The 21,936-nt window shown below is 71.6% G+C and carries 16 protein-coding genes and 1 pseudogene; 4 read left to right on the top strand and 13 right to left on the bottom strand.

Annotated elements, in window-relative coordinates:
* Window positions 1-361: pseudogene (locus tag ACYVP9_RS04475) on the bottom strand (CCA tRNA nucleotidyltransferase); the annotation flags it as partial.
* A gap of 477 nt (window positions 362-838) precedes the next feature.
* Between ACYVP9_RS04475 and ileS the strand changes: the two are divergent.
* Window positions 839-3,988, top strand: a complete 3,150-nt coding sequence (gene ileS, locus ACYVP9_RS04470) for an isoleucine--tRNA ligase (protein ID WP_460603493.1) — start codon at window positions 839-841, stop codon at window positions 3,986-3,988.
* A gap of 45 nt (window positions 3,989-4,033) precedes the next feature.
* On the opposite strand, the gene ACYVP9_RS04465 is transcribed toward ileS, so the two are convergent.
* From ACYVP9_RS04465 to ACYVP9_RS04440, 6 genes are read right to left on the bottom strand one after another with little or no spacing between them, the layout of a single operon-like run.
* Window positions 4,034-4,867, bottom strand: a complete 834-nt coding sequence (locus ACYVP9_RS04465; protein WP_460603492.1) for a mycofactocin-coupled SDR family oxidoreductase — start codon at window positions 4,865-4,867, stop codon at window positions 4,034-4,036.
* 31 nt (window positions 4,868-4,898) lie between these two features.
* On the bottom strand, window positions 4,899-5,732 hold the full coding sequence (locus ACYVP9_RS04460) for a mycofactocin-coupled SDR family oxidoreductase (protein ID WP_460603491.1): 834 nt from the start codon (window positions 5,730-5,732) through the stop codon (window positions 4,899-4,901).
* Window positions 5,729-6,739: an ABC transporter permease gene (locus ACYVP9_RS04455; RefSeq protein WP_460603490.1), complete on the bottom strand. Its 1,011-nt coding sequence runs from the start codon at window positions 6,737-6,739 to the stop codon at window positions 5,729-5,731. Before ACYVP9_RS04455 ends, ACYVP9_RS04460 begins: the two co-directional genes overlap by 4 nt.
* Before the next feature lie 9 nt (window positions 6,740-6,748).
* Window positions 6,749-8,275: a sugar ABC transporter ATP-binding protein gene (locus ACYVP9_RS04450; RefSeq protein ID WP_460603489.1), complete on the bottom strand. Its 1,527-nt coding sequence runs from the start codon at window positions 8,273-8,275 to the stop codon at window positions 6,749-6,751.
* 44 nt (window positions 8,276-8,319) lie between these two features.
* A complete protein-coding gene (locus ACYVP9_RS04445) occupies window positions 8,320-9,633 on the bottom strand; it encodes a sugar ABC transporter substrate-binding protein (protein ID WP_460603488.1) in 1,314 nt (437 codons plus the stop codon).
* Window positions 9,634-9,665: 32 nt separating this feature from the next.
* Entirely contained in the window at window positions 9,666-10,592 is a 927-nt protein-coding gene (locus tag ACYVP9_RS04440) for an alpha/beta hydrolase (protein WP_460603487.1), read from the bottom strand.
* 341 nt (window positions 10,593-10,933) lie between these two features.
* Between ACYVP9_RS04440 and ACYVP9_RS04435 the strand changes: the two genes are divergently transcribed.
* Genes ACYVP9_RS04435 through ACYVP9_RS04425 form a run of 3 tightly spaced genes read left to right on the top strand, consistent with a single transcriptional unit; the run spans window position 10,934 to window position 15,110 of the window.
* The gene (locus ACYVP9_RS04435; RefSeq protein ID WP_460604284.1) at window positions 10,934-12,868 is read left to right on the top strand and encodes an alpha-ketoacid dehydrogenase subunit alpha/beta; all 1,935 of its coding nucleotides are present in this window, start codon (window positions 10,934-10,936) and stop codon (window positions 12,866-12,868) included.
* Complete coding sequence (locus ACYVP9_RS04430; RefSeq protein WP_460603486.1) at window positions 12,862-14,457, top strand: AMP-binding protein; 1,596 nt, start codon at window positions 12,862-12,864, stop codon at window positions 14,455-14,457. Before ACYVP9_RS04435 ends, ACYVP9_RS04430 begins: the two co-directional genes overlap by 7 nt.
* The gene (locus ACYVP9_RS04425; protein WP_460603485.1) at window positions 14,454-15,110 is read left to right on the top strand and encodes a helix-turn-helix domain-containing protein; all 657 of its coding nucleotides are present in this window, start codon (window positions 14,454-14,456) and stop codon (window positions 15,108-15,110) included. Before ACYVP9_RS04430 ends, ACYVP9_RS04425 begins: the two co-directional genes overlap by 4 nt.
* A 10-nt stretch (window positions 15,111-15,120) precedes the next feature.
* Here the strand turns inward: ACYVP9_RS04425 and ACYVP9_RS04420 are convergent, their stop codons facing one another.
* The 6 genes from ACYVP9_RS04420 to ftsZ form a co-directional block, all read right to left on the bottom strand.
* Window positions 15,121-17,532 (bottom strand): hypothetical protein, encoded by a 2,412-nt coding sequence (locus ACYVP9_RS04420; protein WP_460603484.1) that lies wholly within the window; start codon window positions 17,530-17,532, stop codon window positions 15,121-15,123.
* A gap of 140 nt (window positions 17,533-17,672) precedes the next feature.
* On the bottom strand, window positions 17,673-18,641 hold the full coding sequence (locus tag ACYVP9_RS04415) for a DivIVA domain-containing protein (RefSeq protein ID WP_460603483.1): 969 nt from the start codon (window positions 18,639-18,641) through the stop codon (window positions 17,673-17,675).
* A gap of 222 nt (window positions 18,642-18,863) precedes the next feature.
* Window positions 18,864-19,151 (bottom strand): YggT family protein, encoded by a 288-nt coding sequence (locus ACYVP9_RS04410; RefSeq protein ID WP_460603482.1) that lies wholly within the window; start codon window positions 19,149-19,151, stop codon window positions 18,864-18,866.
* A gap of 73 nt (window positions 19,152-19,224) precedes the next feature.
* Window positions 19,225-19,767: a cell division protein SepF gene (locus tag ACYVP9_RS04405; RefSeq protein ID WP_460603481.1), complete on the bottom strand. Its 543-nt coding sequence runs from the start codon at window positions 19,765-19,767 to the stop codon at window positions 19,225-19,227.
* 67 nt (window positions 19,768-19,834) lie between these two features.
* Window positions 19,835-20,566: a YggS family pyridoxal phosphate enzyme gene (locus ACYVP9_RS04400; RefSeq protein ID WP_460603480.1), complete on the bottom strand. Its 732-nt coding sequence runs from the start codon at window positions 20,564-20,566 to the stop codon at window positions 19,835-19,837.
* Window positions 20,567-20,578: 12 nt separating this feature from the next.
* Complete coding sequence (gene ftsZ / locus ACYVP9_RS04395) at window positions 20,579-21,772, bottom strand: cell division protein FtsZ (protein WP_460603479.1); 1,194 nt, start codon at window positions 21,770-21,772, stop codon at window positions 20,579-20,581.
* Window positions 21,773-21,936 lie beyond the last annotated feature (164 nt).

Genomic DNA, 21,936 nt, shown 5'->3' with positions numbered 1-21,936 from the left:
TCTTGGCCGGAGCCGCCTTCTTGGCCGGAGCCGCCTTCTTGGCCGGAGCCGCCTTCTTGGCCGGAGCCGCCTTCTTGGCCGGAGCCGCCTTCTTCGCCGGAGCCGCCTTCTTCGCCGGAGCCGCCTTCTTCGCCGAAGCCGCCTTCTTCGCCGGAGCCGCCTTCTTCGCCGGAGCCGCCTTCTTCGCGGCGCCCTTCTTCGCGGCGCCCTTCTTCGCGGCGGCGGTCGTGGCCGAGGCGACCTTCTTGGCAGCCGCCTTCGCGGCGGCGGAGGTGCTCGTGGCGCTGCCGGGGCTGCCGGAGCCGCGGGTGGGGGCGGCGGAGTCCGTGGCGCGACCGCCTCGTCCGACTCGGCGCAACACGCGGCCCACCCGTCCCCCTGCAGCCATGGACATCCCTCCTGGTGGCGACGTCCGCCGACTCCGGCCGTTCCGGAACCGCCGTGTCGACGTCGTCCGTGAAAGCGCGGTCAGAATATGAGCCAGACCACGCAATTACCACCACCCACGCCCTGCTCGCCCGGGGAACGGTCGGCGCGGCGGGTTGGCGCCGGCCTCTAGACTCGGGTGCGCAACGACGAGGACGAGTAGCCGGCGGCCTCCCTGTCGTGAGCGACCCGGGGACGGTGCGAGCCCGGGGGCAGGCCCACCGGCGAAATCACCTCCGAGCCCCGGAAGAACGGGCGAACGGACCCACCGGTCCCGTCCGCCCCACTAGACCCGGACGCACGACCAGAGCGGGCACCGCCGCACCGGCGGGGTCAACGAAGGTGGTACCGCGGCGCCCCGGCGTCGTCCTTCGATCAGCAGTGCACGCCGATCAGAAGGAGCACCACCGAAGTGAGCGAGAACAGCAGCTACCGCGCGCTGCCCGGCCACGTCGACCTCCCCGCCCTCGACCACGAGGTCATCGAGGGCTGGCGCGACCGCAAGGTCTTCCAGCGCAGCATCGACGCCACCGCTCACGGCCCCAAGTGGACGTTCTACGAGGGCCCGCCGACCGCCAACGGCATGCCCGGCACCCACCACGTCGAGGCGCGCGTCTTCAAGGACGTCTTCCCGCGCTGGCGGACCATGAAGGGCTACCACGTGCCCCGCCAGGCCGGCTGGGACTGCCACGGCCTGCCCGTCGAACTCGCCGTCGAGAAGGAGCTCGGCTTCACCGGCAAGTCCGACATCGAGAACTACGGCATCGCCGAGTTCAACGCCGCCTGCCGCGAGAACGTGCAGCGCCACGTCGACGCGTTCCTCGGCATGAGCGAGCGCATGGGGTATTGGGCCGACTACGAGCACGCGTACTGGACCATGAACCCCGACTACGTCGAGTCGGTGTGGTGGGCGCTGAAGACGATCTTCGACAAGGGCCTGCTCGTCGAGGACTTCCGCGTCGCGCCGTACTGCCCGCGCTGCGGCACGACGCTGTCGGACCACGAGGTCGCCCAGGGCTACGAGGACGTCACCGACCCGTCGGTCTACGTCCGCTTCCCCGTCGCGTCCGGACCGCTCACCGAGAAGTACCCCGGGGTGGCGCTGCTGGTCTGGACGACGACGCCGTGGACGCTCGTGTCCAACACGGCGAGCGCCGTCAACCAGGACGTCGACTACGTGGTCGCCCGCACCGCGTCCGGCGAGCTGCTCGTCGTCGCCGAGGCGCTGCGTGCGCGGGTGCTCGGCGACGACTCCGAAGTGCTCGAGACGCTGCCGGGACGTGACCTGGTCGGAACCCCGTACGTCCGTCCGTTCGACTTCGTCAACTTCGACACCGACGCGCCCGTCCACACCGTGCTGCACGCCGACTTCGTCACCGTCGACGACGGTTCGGGCGTGGTGCACGAGGCACCGGCGTTCGGTGCCGAGGACTTCACGCTGTGCAAGGCCAACGGCCTGCCGATCGTCAACCCGATCAAGGCGGACGGCCACTTCGCCGACGACCTGCCGCTGGTCGGCGGCATGTTCTTCAAGCAGGCCGACACCGTGCTGGTGAAGGACCTCGAGCAGCGCGGGCTGCTGTTCAAGCACGTGCCCTACACGCACAGCTACCCGCACTGCTGGCGCTGCCACACGCCGCTCATGTACTACGCGCTGCCGTCGTGGTACATCCGCACCACCGCGATCAAGGACGAGCTGCTCGCGCAGAACGAGGCGACCAACTGGTTCCCGGGGACGATCAAGCACGGGCGTTACGGCGACTGGCTCGACAACAACATCGACTGGGCGCTGTCGCGCGACCGCTACTGGGGCACTCCCCTGCCGGTGTGGCGCAACGACGAGTCGGGCAAGGACATCTGCGTCGGCTCTCTCGCCGAGCTGCACGAGCGGTCCGGCGTCGAGCTCTCCGACCCGCACCGTCCGTTCGTCGACGACGTGACGTTCACCGTCGACGGCGAGCCGGGCACGTACCGCCGGGTGCCGCAGGTGATCGACGCGTGGTTCGACTCCGGGTCGATGCCGTTCGCCCAGTTCGGCGCGCCGTACCGCAACGCCGAGGCGGCGGAGGCCGCGTACCCGGCCGACTTCATCTGCGAGGCCATCGACCAGACGCGAGGCTGGTTCTACTCGCTGATGGCGGTGGGCACGCTCGTGCACGGGCAGTCGTCCTACAAGAACGTCGTCTGCCTCGGCCACATCCTCGCCGAGGACGGCCGCAAGATGAGCAAGCACCTCGGCAACATCCTCGAGCCGATCCCGCTGATGGACCGCCACGGCGCCGACGCGCTGCGCTGGTTCATGCTCTGCAGCGGATCGCCGTGGTCGTCGCGCCGGGTCGGGCACAAGGTGCTCGAGGAGATCGCGTCCAAGGTCATCCGCACCTATTGGTCGGTGGCGTCCTTCCAGTCGCTGTACGCCCGCGCGAACGGATGGACGCCCGGGACGGGCGGCGGCGAGCGCACCGTGCTCGACCGGTGGGCGTGGTCCGAGGTCAACCGGGTCGCCGGCGAGGTCGACGACGCCCTCGAGCGCTTCGACACCGCCCGCGCCGGCAAGGTGCTGCAGGCCTATGTCGACGACCTGTCGAACTGGTACGTGCGCCGGTCACGGCGGCGGTTCTGGGACGGCGACCCCGCCGCCCTGCAGACACTGCACGACTGCCTCGACGTGCTCACCCGGCTGCTCGCGCCGTTCACGCCGTTCGTGACCGAGCAGGTGTGGCAGGCACTGTTCGTGCCCGCCGGTGCCGTCGACTCGGTGCACCTCGCGTCGTGGCCCGAGGCGGACGCGTCCGCCGTCGACCCGGAGCTCGGCGACCAGGTCGCGCTGGTGCGCCGCATCGTCGAACTCGGCCGCGCGGCCCGCGCGGAGTCGAAGATGAAGACGCGCCAGCCGCTGTCGCGTGCCCTCGTCTCGGCGCCCGGGTGGTCGTCGCTGCCGGACGAGCTGCGCGACCAGGTGCGCGACGAGCTGAACGTCGTCGACCTCGCCGGGCTCAGCGATGCCGGCGAGCTGGTCGAGCTGTCGGTGAAGCCGAACTTCCGTGACCTCGGCCGCGCCTACGGCAAGCGGACGCAGCGGGTCGCCGACGCGATCAACACCGCCGCCGCGCACGACGTCGACGCCTTCGTGGCCCGCTTCCGCGAGGGCACGATGACCGTCGAGCTCGACGGCGAGACGTTGCCGCTGTCCGGCGACATGATCACCGTCGCCGAGACGCCCCGCTCCGGGTGGGCCGTCGCCTCGGACGCCGCCGACACCGTCGCTCTCGATCTCGAGCTCACCTACGAGCTGCGGCTGGCCGGACTGTTCCGGGAGGTCGTGCGCATCGTGCAGGAGGCGCGCAAGAACGCCGGCTTCGAGGTCACCGACCGCATCGAGCTGTGGTGGCGGGTCGGCGGTGCTCCCGAGCCGGGCGACGCGATCCGCGCGCACGCCGACCAGCTCGCCCGCGAGGTTCTGGCGACGACGCTGACCGAGTCGCACACCGGCGAGCCCGACGACACCGTCCGCACCGAGGACGAGGAACTCGGCCTCACCCTCTGGCTGCGCCGGGCCTGACCGCCGGCGCCCGACCCGGTCCCTCGACCGGGTCGGGCAGGGCCCTCAGATGATCAGTGCGCCGCCGTCGACCGGCAGCGCGACGCCGGTGATGTACCGCGCCTCGTCCGAGGCGAGGAACAGCAACGCGTTGCTGACGTCGATCGACTCGACCCAGTCGATGGGCAGCATGATCGTCGCCGCCGACGCGGCCGCGAAGTCGGCGCGGCTCGGGTTCTCGGTGTCGGGGCAGAACAGCTTGTACATGCTCTCGTTCTGGATCATCGCGGTGTCGACCTGCGTGGGGTTGATCGTGTTGACGCGGATCGAGTGGGGCGCGAGCTCCTGCGCCAGTGTCTTCATGAGTCCCACGACGCCGTGCTTCGCCGACACGTAGTGCGAGACGCCGCTGTACGACCGCAACCCCGCCACCGAGCTGGTGAGCACGATCGAGCCGCCGTTGCCCGCGGCGATCATGTGCGGCACAGCCGCCTTGCAGGTGCGCCACACCCCGCTGAGGTTGATGTCGATCATCTGGCCCCACGTGTGCTCGTCGAGCTCGTGCGACTGGCCGTTCGACAGGATCCCCGCGTTGGCGCTGACGATGTCGAGCCGGCCGAACTGCTCGACGCCCTCGTCGACCGCCTTCTGCAGCGACGCGAGGTCGCGCACGTCGGCGTGCACGGCGTGGATGCGGCGGTCGTGCGCCTCGACCTCCTTCACCGTCTGCTCGAGATCCGCGGCGGTGGCCATGGCGTAGTCGGTGGTGTCGATCTCGCCGCAGAAGTCGACCGCGATGATGTCGGCGCCCTCCTCGGCCAGGCGTACGGCGTGGCTACGGCCCTGGCCGCGGGCCGCCCCGGTGATGAAGGCGACCTTGCCTTCGACGCGTCCGGTCATCGTGCTGTCCTTTCGTCGGTTCGTTCGATGGTCACTTGACGAGAACGCCGGCGTCGACGGGTAACGCCACTCCGGTGATGTAGCGCGCCTCGTCGGATGCCAGGAACACCACGGCGTCGCTGACGTCCGACGCGTCGACCCACGGGACGGGCAAGGCGTTCATCGCCTGGGAGACCGGCGCGAAGTCCTCCCGGGTCGGGGCGTCCAGATCGGGACAGAACAGTTCGTACATCGGCGGGTTCATGATCATCGGCGTGTCGACCTGCGTGGGGTTCACCGAGTTGACCCGGATGCCGTGCGTGGCCAGTTCTTGCGCAAGTGTCTTCATGAGGCCGTTCACGCCGTGCTTGGCGGCGGTGTAGTGGGCGATGTTCGCGTATCCCTTCAGGCCCGCCGCCGAGCTCGTGAGGACGATCGCTCCCCCGCGTCCGCCCGCGATCAGGTGCGGGACGGCGGCCCGGCAGGTGCGCCACGTGCCGCTGAGATCGACGTCCACGATCTCGTCCCACACCTGCTCGGTCATCTCGAGGAACGGTGCGGGCGTGTTCACGCCGGCGTTGGCGCAGACGATGTCCAGCCGTCCGAGCTCCGCCACGCCCCGGTCGATCGCGGCGGTGAGGCCGTCGAGATCGCGGACGTCCGCGCGAGCTGCGACGACCCGCGCACCGGCGGCCTCGACCTCCTTCGCCGTCTGCGCGAGGTCCGCCTCGGACGCGAGCGGGTAGGGCACCGTCGCCATCGGGGCGCACGCGTCGATCGCGATGACGTCCGCGCCCTCCTGCGCCAGGCGCACGGCGTGACTGCGCCCCTGGCCGCGGGCCGCACCGGTCACGACCGCGACCCGTCCGGTGAGCCGGCCGCTCACTTGATCAACCCGTAGCGACGGCGGTCGATGGTCGCTGCGACGGCGAGAACTACGACGGCTCCCTTCACCACCAGCTGGTTGTACGGGTCGACCGACGTGATGTCCATGCCGGACGTCAGGATGACGATGACCAGCGCGCCGAGCAGCGTGCGGTGCGGGCCGCCCACCCCACCCGACAGCGCCGTGCCGCCGACCACGATCGCGGCGATCGAGTCCAGCAGGCTCGGGTTGGCGCCCAGCGGCACGCCGGTCGTCGCCTGGCCCGTGAGGATGATGCCGGCGATCGCCGCGACCATGCCGGCCAGCGCGAACACGACCAGCTTCGTGGTGGTGACGCGCACGCCCGAGAGGCGGGCGGCCCGTTCGTTGCCACCGACGGCGTACACGTGCCGCCCGAACGTCGACGCGAACATCACGACGGTGAACACCGCCACGAGCACGAGCGCGATGAGGGCGCCGTTCGGGATGCCGGGGATGCCGTTGTCGTTGACGACCGACTGCAGCAGCCCCGACCGGTATCCCACCGGCCCTCCGCCGGAGATGCGGTTCGACAGGCCGTCCAGCACCGACATCATGCCGAGCGTGACGAGGAAGGACGGCACCTTGAGCAGCGTCGTGAGCAAGCCGTTCACCAGGCCCACCAGCCCGCCGATCGCGATCACCGCGACGATGGCGGTCGGACCGCCGAGGTCGTCGATCCACGTCGCGACGAGGATGCCGGCGAGGGTGGCGTTCGAGGCGACGGACAGGTCGATGCCGCCGATGAGGATGACGAACGTCCCCGCGAGCGCGAGCACGACCAGGAACGACATCTGCCGCAGGATGTTCTCGGCCGATGTCCCGGACAGGAAGGTCGAGTTCTTCGACCCGAAGTAGCTGACGAGCACGACGAGCGCGACCAACGGGACGAGCACGTTGCGGTAGCGGGCGACCAGCGCCCGCATTCCCGCGTCGGACTCGGCGACCTGGCGGGGCGGTGGTTTCGACAGCTGGGTGGTACCGGACATCTGCTTTCCTCACATCATGTGGCGGACGATCTCGACTTCGGTGGGCTTGGCGGACGGCGGCGCCGGGATCTGTGCCGACACCGCGCCGTCCTTGAGGACGACGACACGGTCGGACAGCCCGATGACCTCCTCCAGCGACTCGGTGCACAGCAGGACGCCGACTCCGGCGGCGGTGAGCGCGCGGATCTGCGTGTAGATCTCCTCGCGCGTGCCGACGTCGATGCCGCGGGTCGGGTCGTCGAGCACGAGCACCCGGCACTCGCGGGCCAGCCACCGGGCGAACACCGCCTTCTGCTGGTTGCCGCCCGACAGTTCCCGGATGGACACGCCGAGGTTCGGCGCCTTGACGTTGAACCGGCGGGCCAACTGCGCGGCCCGGGACCGTTCGGCGCGCAGGTCGAGCAGGGGCGTGCCGCGCGTGCGGATGAGGTCCAGGAAGCCGAGCGAGATGTTCGACCGCACGGACGCGGTCGGGATCAAGGAGTCCTGCGCGCGCTCGGGCGGCACGTAGAAGACGCCGCGCTCGACGGCCCGGCGGATGTTCCAGCGGGTCTCCTGGCGGCCCCCGACGGTCAACCTCCCGGAGTCGAACGCCGCCGCGCCGGCGAGGGCGGCGGCGAGCTCCGACTTGCCCGAACCGACCACCCCGGCGAGCCCGACGATCTCGCCCGCCCGCACCTGCAGGTCGACGTCCGTGAACTCGCCGGCGCGCGCGACGTCCGTGGCTTCGAGCAGCACGTCGCCGCCGTCCGCGCCGCGCTGGTCGCTCTCGCGGTAGTAGTCGACGCTGCGTTCGCGGCCGACCATCAATTCGTGCAGCCGTCCGTCGTCGATGCCCTCGTTCGGCAGGTCGTCGACCACCGCCCCGTCGCGCAGCACCAGCAGGCGACTGCTCAGCCGGCGGACGTCGCGCAGGATGTGCGACACGTAGATGAAGGCGGCGCGCTCGCGCCACTGCTCGATGAGCGCGAACAGCACCTCCGCCTCCTGCTCGCTGAGCGCGCTGGTGGGCTCGTCGAGCAGGATCAACGGAGCCCGGTCGACCAGGCGGGCGGCCGAGAAGGCCTTCGCGATCTCGACCAGCTGCCGCTGCGGGTAGGTGAGGTCGGCGACGACGGCGTCCTCGGCGATGTCGGACAGGTGCATGTCGTCCAGCAGCGCACGGGCGGCCCGCTTGAGGTTGCGGATGCGGGTGACCCCGCGGCCGGCGACCAACCCCTCCTGGCCGAGGTAGATGTTCTCGTAGACGCGCAGCGACTCGACGAGCGCCTGCTCCTGCACCACCACCGACACGCCGAGTCCGGCGAGCCGCCGCGGGTCGCCCAGCGGCGCCGGCTCGCCGCCGACCGTCATCGTCCCGGTGTCCGGGCGGACGGTGCCGCTGAGCGTCCCGATCAGGGTCGACTTGCCCGCGCCGTTCTCGCCGACGAGCCCGAGCACCTCGCCGGTCTCGATCGCGAGCGAGACACCGCGCAACGCACGCACGGTGCCGTAGCTCTTGGTGATGTCCGTCAGGACGACGGAACTGCTCGCCACGCGGTCTCCCCTCGGATGCTGCGGTCGCTGTCGCACGATGCCGGTCAGGCGACCAACTTGGCCTTGTAGGGCAGCAGCGGTCCGGACTTGAACGCGGCCGCATAGGTCGCGCGGACGCCGCTGATGTCGGCCGAGTCCCACGCCGAGTTCAGCTTGTAGTCCTTCTGCGGGACCCCGGCGTAGTACTCCTTGGGGTCGATCGGGTTGAGCAGGGTCTGCGGGTCCCAGTCCTTCGGGTGCAGGGCACGGCTCATCCGCTGCCAGTCGAACGGCAGCTTGGCGGCGTACACCGACCTCAACACCTGACTCGCGTTGTCGGGGTCGACGAGCAGCGCACCCTGCGACACGAAGCGCTCCGGCAGCGAGAAGTCGACGCCGTTGAGCGCGTCGAAGCAGGTGACGCCGAGGATGCCCGCCGTGAGGCCGCCGATGGTGGCGCTGGTCAGGTACTGCTTGCCGTCGGCGATGTACTGCACGTTCTGCTTGTTGCCGTCGAACCCGGTGACGATCTTGCCCTTGATGTTCTGCGCGTCGAGCACGGCGATGACACCGGCGGCCTCGCTGTCGTTCTGCGCGAAGACGCCGACGAAGTCCCTCACCTGCGGCAGCACGTTGGCGAACGACTTGCGCGCGTCCTCCGCCGTCCAGTTGCCGGGTGACGCCGTGACGATCTTGATGTCGGGGAAGGCCTTGAGCGCCTGGTTCAGGCCGAGGGTGCGCTGGTCGTCGGCCGACGATCCCTTCTGCCCCGGGACGTGGATGACGGTGCCCTGCCCGCCGACCTTCTTGAACAGCGCCTCGGCCGTAGCCTTGGCGATCTTGACCGAGGGCGGGGTCATGAACCGCACCCACTTGTCCGCGTCGGCCGGCGTGTACCAGGCGGGCGCGGTGTACGAGCTCGCGTAGAGGATGCCCGACGACTGGCACAACTTGGTGACCGCGGCGGCCTGCGCCTCGGTGGCCGGGGTGCCGAAGATGGACTTGCCGCTCGACGTGCGCACGTTGCCGACCTGCGAGAGAGCAGTGCTCACATTGCCCTGGTCCTCGAGCGACGCCACACCCACACCGAGCGCGGCCATCGCCTGCTTGCCGCCCTCGTCGAACGCGACGAAGAAGTCGTTCGACAGGGTGGTCACCTGGATCCACGTCTTGTCCCGCACCAGCTTCTTGCCGCCCGGCGCCGTGGGTCCGGCCCCCGCCCCGCTGCCCCCGGAACCGTCCCCGGACGAACCGCACGCGGACGCGGTGATGGCGATGCCGGCGGCCCCGAGCACGGACAGGAACGCCCGCCGGCTCATCGGGTGCGGGAAGTAGCCGTTGACGGCCTGGTCGACGAGTCTTGCCTCGGTGGAAGCCATAGCGGGTCTCCTTCGACGGTGAAGTGATCGGGTCAGGACGGGTGGTCGAGCAGCTGGGCGGCGAACCAGGCGGTGGCATGGCCGGCGGCGGTCGCGAGCTTGTCGCGGTCGCTGTACAAGGTCATGTGCGTCGTGTGCGGCAGCACGACGAGCTGCTTCTTGCCGGTGGGGATGCGGTTGTACGTCTCGATCTCGAGGTCCCACAGGGTGATGTCGTCGCCCTCGGCGACGATCATCAAGGTGGGTGTGTCGTAGATGCGCGGCACGAACGGCGAGACGTCGTAGTTCAGCAACAGGTCGACCGACTCGACGGTCGAGCTGTTCTGGTAGAGCGGCGCCTCGGTCTCCTGCAGCGCGGCGAACGTCGTCCGCGTCTCGGGGAACGGCCACGCCGACATCTCACGGTCGGGTTCGGTGCTCGCGTGGGGCAGGTGCAGCCGCTTCGCCGGGTCCTCGAAGCGCAACCGGCGGTCCTCCAGCACGAGGTCCCACAGGCGCCGGTACCCGACACCGCCGTGCACGCGCCGCATGTTGCGGTAGCCGTCCACGACGGGGATCTGGCTGACGATGGCCTTCAGGCGCGGGTCGGTGGCGGCGAGCACCAGCACGTGCCCGCCCGAGTACGAGATGCCCCAGGCGCCGAGCCGGTCGGCGTCGATGCCCTCGCATCCCTCGAGGAAGCTCAACGCGTTCTGGTAGTCGCGGATCTGCGCCCAGGGGTCGAGGTGCTGCCGCGGCTCGCCGTCCGACACCCCGAGGTTGCGGTAGTCGAAGACGAGCGCCGCGATGCCGGCGGCGGCGAAGGCCTCCGCGTAGTAGGGCATGACGATCTCGCGGACGTAGCACCAGCCGCCGGCCAGCACGACGGCCGGGACGTCGCCGGTGGCACCGTCCGGTCGGTACAACCATCCGCGGACGGTGTCGCCCTCGCTGGTGAACTCGACGTCGGTACGGGTCATCCGGTTCTCCGATCGTTTCCGGGCACGACGGCATGACCGTCGCGGCGGGGTGGTCGTGCCGGCAGGCCGGAGACGGGCGCGTCGCGGGATCGGATCCCTTGTCGCGTCGAAGGTCTCGGCGATGGCCGGCGGGTTTCGGTGTCGCTCATCGTGTGACGCAGCGAACGCGTTGTCAAGCATGACTTGACACGAACAGACCCGGTCGAAGTGTCAAGCAGTGCTGGACACCGGCCGTCCGCCGGATCTACATTCCTGGCCACGGACGACGCGCCGGCCGGGCGCGTCGATGCCGTTGGAGGCCATCAGTGGAACCGTCGCTCCTGCTCGAGGCCTACCGCCGGATGCAGCTCGTCCGGCGGATGGAGGAGCGGATCGCGCAGCTCTACGCGAGCGGGGAGATCCCCGGCTTCGTGCACACCTCCGTCGGCCAGGAGGCCTGCGCCGTCGGCGCCCTGCTGCACGCGCGCACCGACGACGTCATCACCTCGACCCACCGCGGCCACGGTCACGTGCTCGCGAAGGGTCTCGACCCCAAGGGCATGCTCGCCGAGCTGCTGGGGCGCGAGACCGGCACCTGCCGCGGCCGCGGTGGCTCGATGCACGTCGCCGACCCACGACTCGGCATCTTCGGCGCCAACGGCATCGTCGGTGCCGGACTGCCGATCGCGGTCGGCGCCGCGCACGCCGCGGCCGTGTCCCCTGACGGCGGGGCGCGGGTCGTCGTCGCGTTCTTCGGCGACGGCGCGGTGTCGACGGGTGCGTTCCACGAATCGCTGACCATGGCCGCACTGTTGCGTTCGCCGGTGGTGTTCTTCTGCGAGAACAACGGGTACTCCGAGTTCTCGCGCACGGAGGAGCAGCACCCGGCGGGTCTCGAGAAGCGGGCGGATGCCTACGGCATGCCTTTTGCGCGATTGTCCGGAAATGACGTGGTGGCCGTCGCGGACGGCATGGCCGACGTGCTCGACAAGGTGCGCGGCGGTTCCGGGCCGTTCCTCGTCGAGGCGCGCACGCTCCGGGGGCGTGGTCACTACGAGGGCGACGCGCAGCGGTACCGCGACCCGTCCGACGCCGGGACACTCGCCGAGGAGGACCCGCTCGTCCTCGCCCGGCGTGCGTTGCAGCACGCGGGCGTCGATGCGGCAGCCGTCGACCGGGCCGAGCGCGACGCGACCGACGCCGTCGCGGAGGCCGAGGCGTTCGCCCGCTCCTCCCCCGAACCCGACCCCGCCTCGGTGGCCGAGTACGTGTACGTGACCCGTCGTCGCGTCGCCGACTCCCCCGGCACGGCCGACGCCGGCGACGCACGACCGTCCTCGGGGTCGCGCATCCTGCGGCAGGCGATGCGGGACGCGCTGGCCGACGACCCGCGGGTCCTGCTCGCCGGCATCGACGTGGCGGGCGGCAACGTCTTCGGGCTGACCCGGGGGCTCGCGGCGGAGTTCCCCGGCCGCGTGCTCGACACCCCCATCGCCGAGACGGCGATCATGGGGTTGGGCGTGGGCGCCGCGATGGCGGGACTGCGTCCGGTCGTCGAGCTGATGTACGAGGACTTCCTCGGCGTGTGCCTGGACCAGATCGTCAACCAGGCCGCGAAGCTGCGCTTCATGACCGGGGGCGCGGTCACCGTGCCCCTCGTCGTCCGCACCCAGTTCGGTTCCGGCCGCTCGTCCGGCAGCCAGCACTCGCAGAGCCTCGAGACGCTGTTCGCGCACGTTCCCGGGCTCACGGTGGTGATGCCGTACACCGGCGCCGACCTGTACGGGTTGTTCCGCACGGCCGTCGAGGACGACAACCCCGTCGTGTTCATCGAGAACCGCAACGCCTACGAGACGACCTGGCCGATGCCGAAGCCGGCGCACCGCGTGCCGCTCGGCACGGCCCGGATCGCCCGACCGGGGCGGGACGTCACCCTCGTCAGCTGGTCCCGCATGGTCGGTGACGCGCTGCGGGCGGCGGACGAGCTCGGCCGCGACGGCATCGACGCCGAGGTGATCGACCTGCGGACCATCGTGCCGTGGGACCGCGAGACGGTGCTCGCGTCCGTCCGCCGCACCGGACGCCTCGTGGTCGCGCACGAGGCGGTGGTCGACTTCGGCGTCGGCGCGGAGATCGCTGCCACGGTCGCGGACGAGGCGTTCTGGTCCCTGGACGCCCCCGTGCGCCGGGTGGGCGCCGCGTACACGCCCACGCCCTACAGTCCGGGACTCGAACGACGGTGGCGCGCCGGGGTCGCCGACATCGTGGCCGCCACCCGGGTCACGGCGACATGCTGACGCCGACCCGACCGCACCGCACGCCGCCGTCGGGCCCGGAGGTCACGTTCGCCGAGCTGCTGGCGTCGACGGCCGCGCGACACCCCGATGCGCCGGCCGTGGTCGAGGGCGACGTCCGCCTCGACTGGGCGCACGTGCACGAGGAAGCGGGCCGGGTCGCGGCCGGGTTGGCGAAGCTCGGCGTCGCTCCCGGCGACCGCGTCGTCACACAGCTGCCCAACTGGTGGGAGACCGTCGTCGTCTCGTGGGGTGTGTTCCTCGCCGGGGCGGTGCTCGTCCCGCTGGTGCCCATCTACCGCGAACGCGAGCTGCGGTTCGTGCTCGAGCAGACGCAGGCGTCCGCCGTCGTCGTACCCGAGCGGTACCGCGGCTTCGAGCACGCCCGGGTCGCGCGCGAGCTCACCGCGCACCACGACGTCCCCGTCGTCGAGGTCCGCGGCGGCTCCGGACTGCGCTTCGACGCCCTGCCCGTGGGACCTTTCGCCGCGGTCGCGTCCGGCGCGGACGACATCGCCGTCGTGCTCTACACCTCGGGCACCACCGCACAGCCCAAGGGCGTGCTCCACAGCCACCGCACGCTCGGCGCCGAGATCGCGGACGTCGCGCGGCACTGCGGTCTCGGCACCGACGACCGCGTCTTCATGGCCTCGCCGCTGAGCCACATCACCGGCCTCAGCTACGGGGTTCTGTTGCCCGCCGCTCTCGGCGCGCCCGTCGTCCTGCAGGAGAGGTGGGACCCGGCCGGCGCCGTCACCCTCGTCGAGGACGAGGGCTGCACGTTCACGGTGAGCGCCACGCCGTTCCTCGTCGGCCTCACCGAACGCTACGAACGGCTCGGACGGACGAGCTCGCTGCGGACGTTCGTCTGCGGCGGCGCCGACATCCCCGCCGATCGGGTGCGGCACGCTCGCGAGGTCATGGGGACCACGGTGCTGCGCACCTACGGCTCGACCGAGCTGCCGACCTCGACGATGGCCGACCCGTCCGCCGATCCCGCCGATGTGGCGCGTGACGAGGGACGTCCGACGGGGGGCAACGAGATGGCCGTGCGGCCGGGCGCCGACGGCGTCGACGAGCTGGTCGTGCGCGGGCCGGAGCTGTTCCTCGGCTACCTCGACCCTGCGCTCAACGACCACGCGTTCGACGCGGACGGGTTCTTCCGCACCGGCGACGCCGCCGTCGTCGACGAGTCCGGACGGTTGCGCATCACCGGCCGCATCAAGGACATCATCAACCGCGGCGGGGAGAAGTTCAGCGCCGCCGAGGTCGAGGCGGTACTGGCACGCGTGCCCGGTGTGCGCGACGTCGCGATCGTCGCCTACCCCGACCCGGTGCTGGTCGAGCGCGCCTGCGCCTGTCTCGTCGCGGACGGGCCCGCCCCCGATCTCGGCCAACTGCGCGAGGCCGTCGTGTCGGCCGGCCTGGCCATCCAGAAATCGCCGGAGCGACTGCTGCTCCTCGACGAGCTTCCCCGGACGGCGAGTGGGAAGATCCAACGGTTCGTGTTGCGCGACATGGTGGCCCGCCGGCCGCCCGACCGTGGTGTTGAATCCGTCCGGCGACCTGATCACGAGCGGAGCGGGGCATGACCGGTTCGAAGAAGCGCGCGCCCGCCGGCACGGGCGCCGGCGCGTCGATGGGCCAGTTCGTGCGGCAGCAGCGCGAGGCCGCCGGCCTGTCGGTGCGCGAGCTCGGCCGCCGGGTCGGCGTGTCGGCCAGCTTCCTCTCGCAGTTCGAGCTCGGGCAGAGCCAGGCCGCGGTCAACACCCTCTTCGCGATCGCCAGCGAGCTGAACCTGTCGCTCGACGACGTGCTGGCGCACTCGATCGAGCCCGAGTCGCCGAAACCGAGACCGCGCAGCGCGCCCCGCGCCGCGGAGACCCCGCCGGACCGCGACACCGACGGCACGGACGACGACGAGCTGCCGCCGCCCATGGACAAGTACCTGTCGTTCCAGACCGGGGTGCGGTGGAAACGGCTCGCCACCCTGGGCCAGGACCGGGTCGACTTCCTGCTCACCGAGTACGAGCCGGGCGCTGATTCGGCACCCGAGGACTCGCCGCAGGTGCACCGCGGCGACGACTACGGCTACGTGCTCGAGGGCACGCTCACCGTGGTCGTGAAGGGACGCCGCCGCAAGGTGCACGCCGGCAAGGCCATCGCCATGCGGGGGTCGGACCCGCACCGCCTGCTCAACGAGACCGACGAGCTGGTCCGCGCGATCTGGTTCGTCACCGACTGACGCGCCTCGCTCAGCGCTGGCAGAGGGAGCAGGGCAGGAAACCGTCGGCCACGGCGTCGGACTCGGTCACCGCCGACGCCGACTGTCCCTTGATGATCAGGCAGTCCTCGGCGTGGTACCGCGGACGGCCGTCGACCACCCAGACCTGCTTGCCCTGCGTGGCGGCAGGCTCCGGTTCGGGCGTGGGCTCCGGCTCCGGCTCGGGCTCCGGTTTCGGCGTCGGCTCGGGTTCGGGTTCCGGCGTCGGTTCGGGTTCCGGCGTCGGTTCGGGTTCCGGCGTCGGTTCGGGTTCCGGCGTCGGCTCGGGCTCGGGTTCCGGCGTCGGCTCGGGCTCGGGCACGTGGGCGATGGTGACCGGCTCGGCGACGGCGGGCTGGACGACCACCTGCTGCGTCCCGTCCGCCTCGCCCGCCTGGTAGGCGGCGGGGGCGCCGGCGGGCTCCGGCTCGTAGGTCGGCGCCTCGGCGTCCTCGGGGCGGCACGTGGCGCACGGGGCGAACCCGTCCTCGACGGCCTGGTCGTGCGGCACGAGCTCGGCGTCGAGGCCGGCGAGGGTCGGGCAGTCACCCCGGTGGTAGTCGGGGTAACCGTCGACCACCACGACGTCCGCCGCGCCATCGGGAGCGGCACCGGCGGTCACTGCCACGGTGGCCGGCGCGTCCGCGGGACCGGAGACGAGGGCGAGGCCGTCGTCGGCGGGTGCCGCGCCGGCGTCGCCCTCGGGGCGGCACACCGTGCACTCGGCGAAGCCGTCCTCGACGGCCTGGTCGTGCGGCACCGGCTCGCTGTCGAGGTCGGCGATCACCGAGCATCCGCGGCGGTGGTAGTCGGGGAACCCGTCGACGACCCACACCTGCTCGGACGGGTCGGACGCGGTCGGGTCGACGGGCGGGACCGGCGCCTCGGCGGCCTCGGGACGGCAGACCGTGCACTCGGCGAACCCGTCCTCGACCGCCTGGTCGTGCGGCACCGGCTCGGCCGTGAGGCCGGCGATCGCGGTGCAGCCCTCGCGGTGGTAGTCGGGGAAGCCGTCGACGACCCAGACGTCGGCACCACCCGCGGCGGCCGGCGCTGCGGTGACGGGCAGCTCGGGCGCCTGCTCGGCCTCGGGCCGGCAGACGGGGCACTCGGTGAAGCCGTCCTCGACGGCCTGGTCGTGCGGGACGGGCTCGGCGTCGCGGCCGGCGGTCTCGGGGCACTCGTCGCGGTGGTAGTCCGGGAACCCGTCGACCACCCACACCTGCGCGCCTGCGTCCGCGTCCGCGTCGTCGTTCGCGCGGGTGTCGTGCCCCTGGGGCTCGGGCAGGCTGCCGGTGTCGGGTGCTGCGTCGGCGTCGTCGGGACGGCAGACCGGGCACGGCTGGAAACCGTCCTCGACCGCCTGCGCCCGCGGCACCGCCTCGTCCTGCCGGCCCTCGAGGGTGCGGCACCGCTGGCGGTGGTACTCGGGGGCGCCGTCGACGACCCACACGTCGTCGGCGGCCGCCGCGTCGGCGGCGCCGGTGGCGGAACCTCCCGTGGCGTAGGGAGAGGAGGGCGCGTCGAGCACGGCGTCGGGGTTGCAGACGACGCAGGGCTGGAAGCCGTCCTCGACCGCCTGCTCGTAGGGGATCTCGAGCGATTCGAGTCCGGCCAGCTCGCCGCACTCGCGCAGGTGGTACTCGGGGTATCCGTCGGCCACCCACACCGACGCGCCGGCCGCCGGCTGCGCGTCCGGGGCGGCGTCGTGCTTCGTCAGGTCGGGGGCGGAGCCGGTCGCGGGGGTTGCCGCCGCGGTGGGCGTGCACTCGCGGCACTCGCTGAACCCGTCCTCCTGCGCCTGGGCGAGCGGGATGGCGATGACGTCCTCGCCGGCGACGAGCCGGCACCCGGCCGCGTGGAAGTCGGGCTTGCCGTCGACGACCCAGACCTCGCCGACCGCGCCGGTGGACGAGCCGACGACCGGCGCGGGCTCGGTGGCCGCCGGGGCCGCGGGGGCCGCCGGGTCGGACGTCGTGGCCGGGGCGTCGCCGACCGAGGTCGCCGGGCGGCACACGGAGCAGGCGGTGAACCCGTCCTCCAGCGCCTGGGACAGCGGGATCGGGATCGGCTCGCCGTCCTGCAGCCGGTCGCAGGAGGCGCGGTGGTACTCGGGGCGGCCGTCGACGACGACGACCTCGGTCGTGGCCGGCGCGCTGGAGCCGTCCGGCCCCGAGGTGACCGACGACGGGCCGGCCGGTCGCGACGGCGCGTCGGCCGAGCCGGCGCCGCCGGACGCCGCCGCGACGCTGCGCTTGCGGCGCATCTCCAGGTACGAGCGGACGAGCAGGGCCGCGGCGAGCACGCTCGCGACCAGCGAGATGATCAGCCACACCGGCTCGGCGACCACCACGCCGACGACGACGCAGACGACCGCGATGACGAGCAGGGCGATCAGGACCATCGTCGGTCACTCCCGGGAGCAGCTAACAGATCGACAACTCCGGGACGTTACCGGAGAGTTCGGTGCGGACGACGCAGCCACCACGACGCCGGGGCGCCGTGGTGGCTGATGTCGGTGATGCGGGTGCGACCGGGCGGCGGTCAGCCCTGCTGGGCGTCGGCCATGTCGCCGTTGCTGCCGGCCGGTTCGGCCTTGCCGCTGGCGTCGAGGTCGCGCAGCTGCGACTCGAGGTAGCTCTTGAGGCGGGTGCGGTACTCGCGCTCGAAGGTGCGCAGCTCCTCCAGCCGCCGCTCGAGCGCCGCCTTGCGCTGCTCGAGCTGCGAGGTGATCGCCGCGGCACGCTGCTCGGCGTCCTGGACGGTCTGGTTGGCGCGCGAGGTGCTCTCCTCGTCGAGCTGCTTCGCCCGCTGCTCGGCCTCGCCGATCTGCCGGGTGGAGCGCTCGTTGGCGTCCTCGATCGTCGACTGCGCCTGGGCCTGGGCCTCGCTGACGAGCCGCTCGGCCTCGGCCTTCGACTGCGCCAGGTGCTGGTCGGCGGTCTGCTGGGCGAGAGCCAGCATCTGCACGGCCTGCGCGTGGTGCTGCTCGGCCCCGGCGGCCGGAGCGGCCTGCTCCTTGGACAGGTTGGCGCCCTCGGCCTGCGCCCGGCGGGCTTCCTCGGCGGCCTGCTGCGCCTCGGTCAGCTGGTTCTGCGCCTGCTCGAGCTGGCCCCGGTTCTCGTTGAGCTGCTGCTCGAGCTGGGAGACCTGCTGCTGCAGCTGCACGACCTGCTGCTGCGCGCCGTTCTTGCCCTGGCTCAGGGTGCGCTCGAGCTCGCCGATGCGGTTCTGCAGGCGGCCGTTCTCCTCGCGGAAGTGGTTCGCCTCCTCCCGCGCGGCGTTCAGCTCTGCCGGGTCGGCGCCGCCGCCCTGCGGGCTGGGGGCGGGAGCGCCACCCTGCCCGCCCTGGCCGCCACGCGAGCGCAGCTCGTTGTTCTCCTCGATGAGGCGCGCGAGCTCGACCTCGACGATGTCGAGGAAGGCGTCGACCTCCTCCTCGTCGTAACCCCGCTTGCCGATCGGCGGTTTCTTGAAGGCGACGTTGTGGACTTCAGCGGGAGTCAGGGGCATTCGGTCACCTCGAGTGCTCGTCGCGAACGGTGCACCGTCGCGGTTCCGGCACGGTGTCGTCGGTGTGGTCGGTATCGGATTGAGAGGCTGTGCGTCTGTCTGGGTGGTGCTCGGTGGATCTTATGCAGCCGCTCGTTCGGCCTGACCGTCGCCTGTCATCGTCCGTTCATCGACCGGGACGGCCGGGCCGGACGGCCGTCGGATGCGGCCCGCGGACGGGACTCACACCAGCGACAGCGCGACCAGACGCAGGACGATCAGGCCGATGAGCAGGATGATGACGCTCAAGTCGAGGCTTACACTACCCAGCTGCAGCGGTGGCACCAATCTGCGCAACGCGCGGATGGGCGGATCGGTCGCGACGTAGACCGTCTCGACCCCGACCGCGGCGGCCCCGCTCGGACGCCACGAGCGGGCGAACTGCCGGGTCCACTCGACCACCACGCGCGCCAGCACGAGCAGGATGTAGATCCACAGCGCGTAGCCGACGACGCCCCACAGCACCGCCATCAGGGCTTGTCTCCTTCGGTCACGTCAGACTCAACGTGCTCCGACAGTAGACGGTGCCCGTATGTGGCGGTCCTCAACTCTGGTTGAAGAAGCCGCTCTCGATCTTCTGCTTGTCCTGGGCGGTGACGGTGACGTTGTGCGGGCTGAGCAGGAACACCTTGGCGGTGACCCGCTCGATGCGCCCGTGCAGGCCGAACGTGAGGCCGGCCGCGAAGTCGACCAGCCGCTTGGCGTCGGCGTCGTCCATCTCGGACAGGTTCATGATCACCGGCGTGTTCTTGCGGAACTGCTCGCCGATCGTGCGCGCCTCGTTGTACGTGCGCGGGTGCAACGCCGTGATCTGGTAGGTCGCGGGACGGGCGACCTCCTCGACGTAGCCGATCTCGGCGTCGCCGAAGTCGGTGTCGCGCGCGGAGTGCAGACCGTGTTCGCGGGCGTACTCGCGCACCTCCCGCGACTCGCGCAGTTCACGGGGCTCGCGGGTGTACCCGTCGTCGCGGGGTTCACGGGCATCGCGGGCGTACCGGGTGTCGCCGTAGTCGTCACGGCGTGCGGTGCGCTCGGACGCGTACTCGTCGTCGGCGTACTCGTCGTCCTCGACGAGGCCGAGATACACGCCCATACGGTGCATCGCTCCGGGCATTGGTCCTCCAGGGGACGGTGGTGGACAGCTGCTTCGGACGCTAGCCCACAACAGGCTCGCGACGGCCGAGCAACGCCGAGCCGACACGGACGTGTGTCGCACCGTGCCGGATCGCCGCCTCGAGATCGCCGCTCATGCCCGCCGACAGCGCGTCGAGGCCGGGGTGATCGGCGCGGCTGCGCCCGAACAGGTCCTGCAGGCGCGCGAACTGCTCGTCCGGGTCGCTGCCGATCGGCGGCACCGCCATGAGCCCCCGCAGCCGCAACCGCGCGCGACCGGCGACGTCGTCGAGCAGGGCGGGCAGCTCGGCCTCGGTGACGCCACCGCGCTCGGGGTCGCCGTCGAGGCTGACCTGCACGAACACCTCGAGCGGGCCCAGCGCCGGGTCGCGACGGTCGCCGACCGCGTCGTCGAGCGCGCGGGCGAGCTTGGCGCGATCGAGCGAGTGCACCGCGTGGGCGTAGCCGACGACGCTCCTGGCCTTGTTGGTCTGCAGCCGACCGACCAGGTGCCAGCGCAACGCGGCCGGGTCGGGCAGCAGTGCGGCGAGTGCCTCGCGCTTGGCGACGGCCTCCTGGTCCTTGCTCTCCCCCACGTCGAGCACGCCGAGACGCGCGAGCACCGCGACGTCGTCGGCGGGTCGGGTCTTGGAGACCGCGACCAGCGTGACCTGCTGCGGGTCACGGCCGGCCGCGGTGCACGCGTCGGCGATGCGGGCGCGGAGCGCGCCGAGTGCCGCGACGATCTGCGCGTCGCGTCCGGGTTCGTTCACGCGCCGGACGCGCTACTTGAGGAAGTCCGGGACGTCGAGCTCGTCGTCCAGGTCGAGGGCGTTGCCGCCGGGGGCACGGCCGTTGACGGCGCCCGCGCGGACCGGCTCGGCGGCGCGCTCGGCCGGGCGGTCGTAGCCGCGCTCGGGCGTGCGCTCGCCGGCCGGCTGGTAGCCACCGGTCGGGGTGTCGGCGGACGCGGCCGCCGTGCGCGTCTGGGCGGACGGCTCGCGGCGGATGTCGACCTTCTTGTACGGCAGCTGGCCCGAATCGAAACCGGCGGCGATGACGGTGACCTTGACCTCGTCGCCGAGGGTGTCGTCGATGACGGCGCCGAAGATGATGTTCGCATCCGGGTGGGCGGCCTCGGCGACGAGCGACGCGGCCTCGTTGATCTCGAACAGGCCCAGGTCGGAGCCGCCGTAGATCGACAGCAGCACGCCGTGCGCCCCCTCCATGCTCGCCTCGAGCAGCGGGCTGGCGATCGCGATCTCGGCGGCCTGGCGGGCGCGGTTGTCGCCGCGGGCGGCGCCGATGCCCATGAGGGCCGAGCCGGCGCCGCTCATGACCGACTTCACGTCGGCGAAGTCGAGGTTGATCAGGCCGGGCGTGGTGATCAGGTCGGTGATGCCCTGGACACCGGACAGCAGCACCTGGTCGGCGGCGCGGAACGCGTCCATGACCGAGACGTTGTGCTCGCTGATCTGCAGCAGGCGGTCGTTCGGGATGACGATGAGGGTGTCGCACTCGGCCCGCAGCGCCTCGATGCCGTCCTCGGCCTGGGTGGCGCGCTTCTTGCCCTCGAAGCTGAACGGGCGGGTGACGACGCCGATGGTGAGCGCGCCGAGCTTGCGGGCGATCGCGGCGACGACGGGCGCGCCGCCGGTGCCGGTGCCGCCGCCCTCGCCCGCGGTCACGAAGACCATGTCGGCGCCCTTGAGCACCTCTTCGAGCTCGTCGCGGTGGTCCTCGGCGGCCTTGCGGCCCACCTCGGGCTGCGCGCCGGCGCCGAGGCCGCGGGTGAGCTCGCGGCCGACGTCGAGCTTGACGTCGGCGTCGCTCATCAGCAGGGCCTGGGCGTCGGTGTTGACGGCGATGAACTCGACGCCCTTGAGGCCGACCTCGATCATCCGGTTGACGGCGTTGACGCCGCCGCCGCCGACGCCGACGACCTTGATGACCGCCAGGTAGTTGTGCGGTGCTGTCATGGGGAACTCCCGGGGGTTGCTGGTCTGTCGGGTCGGACGGGTCCTGGCTGAACCCTCACCCTCAGGTAAACGGTTAACGTTATGTCAACCTGGGATGTTGGGACCGAAGTTAGAACGCGCGCACGGCGAAGCGGCGCAGGCGCGCCGTACGACACGCCGGGGTT

The organism is Jatrophihabitans fulvus (genome assembly GCF_054781375.1).
Note: the sequence above shows the minus strand (reverse complement) of the source record. Positions and strands in the feature narration are given on the sequence as shown.

What these genes read in the sequence shown, in the direction of transcription:
- ACYVP9_RS04425 (WP_460603485.1), top strand. Translation starts at nt 14,454, where the DNA reads ATGACCGGTTCGAAGAAGCGCGCGCCCGCCGGCACGGGCGCCGGCGCG.
- ACYVP9_RS04455 (WP_460603490.1), bottom strand. Translation starts at nt 6,739, where the DNA reads ATGTCCGGTACCACCCAGCTGTCGAAACCACCGCCCCGCCAGGTCGCC.
- ACYVP9_RS04440 (WP_460603487.1), bottom strand. Translation starts at nt 10,592, where the DNA reads ATGACCCGTACCGACGTCGAGTTCACCAGCGAGGGCGACACCGTCCGC.
- ACYVP9_RS04420 (WP_460603484.1), bottom strand. Translation starts at nt 17,532, where the DNA reads ATGGTCCTGATCGCCCTGCTCGTCATCGCGGTCGTCTGCGTCGTCGTC.
- ACYVP9_RS04465 (WP_460603492.1), bottom strand. Translation starts at nt 4,867, where the DNA reads ATGACCGGACGCGTCGAAGGCAAGGTCGCCTTCATCACCGGGGCGGCC.
- ACYVP9_RS04445 (WP_460603488.1), bottom strand. Translation starts at nt 9,633, where the DNA reads ATGGCTTCCACCGAGGCAAGACTCGTCGACCAGGCCGTCAACGGCTAC.
- ACYVP9_RS04435 (WP_460604284.1), top strand. Translation starts at nt 10,934, where the DNA reads ATGCAGCTCGTCCGGCGGATGGAGGAGCGGATCGCGCAGCTCTACGCG.
- ACYVP9_RS04430 (WP_460603486.1), top strand. Translation starts at nt 12,862, where the DNA reads ATGCTGACGCCGACCCGACCGCACCGCACGCCGCCGTCGGGCCCGGAG.
- ACYVP9_RS04415 (WP_460603483.1), bottom strand. Translation starts at nt 18,641, where the DNA reads ATGCCCCTGACTCCCGCTGAAGTCCACAACGTCGCCTTCAAGAAACCG.
- ACYVP9_RS04410 (WP_460603482.1), bottom strand. Translation starts at nt 19,151, where the DNA reads ATGGCGGTGCTGTGGGGCGTCGTCGGCTACGCGCTGTGGATCTACATC.
- ftsZ (WP_460603479.1), bottom strand. Translation starts at nt 21,772, where the DNA reads ATGACAGCACCGCACAACTACCTGGCGGTCATCAAGGTCGTCGGCGTC.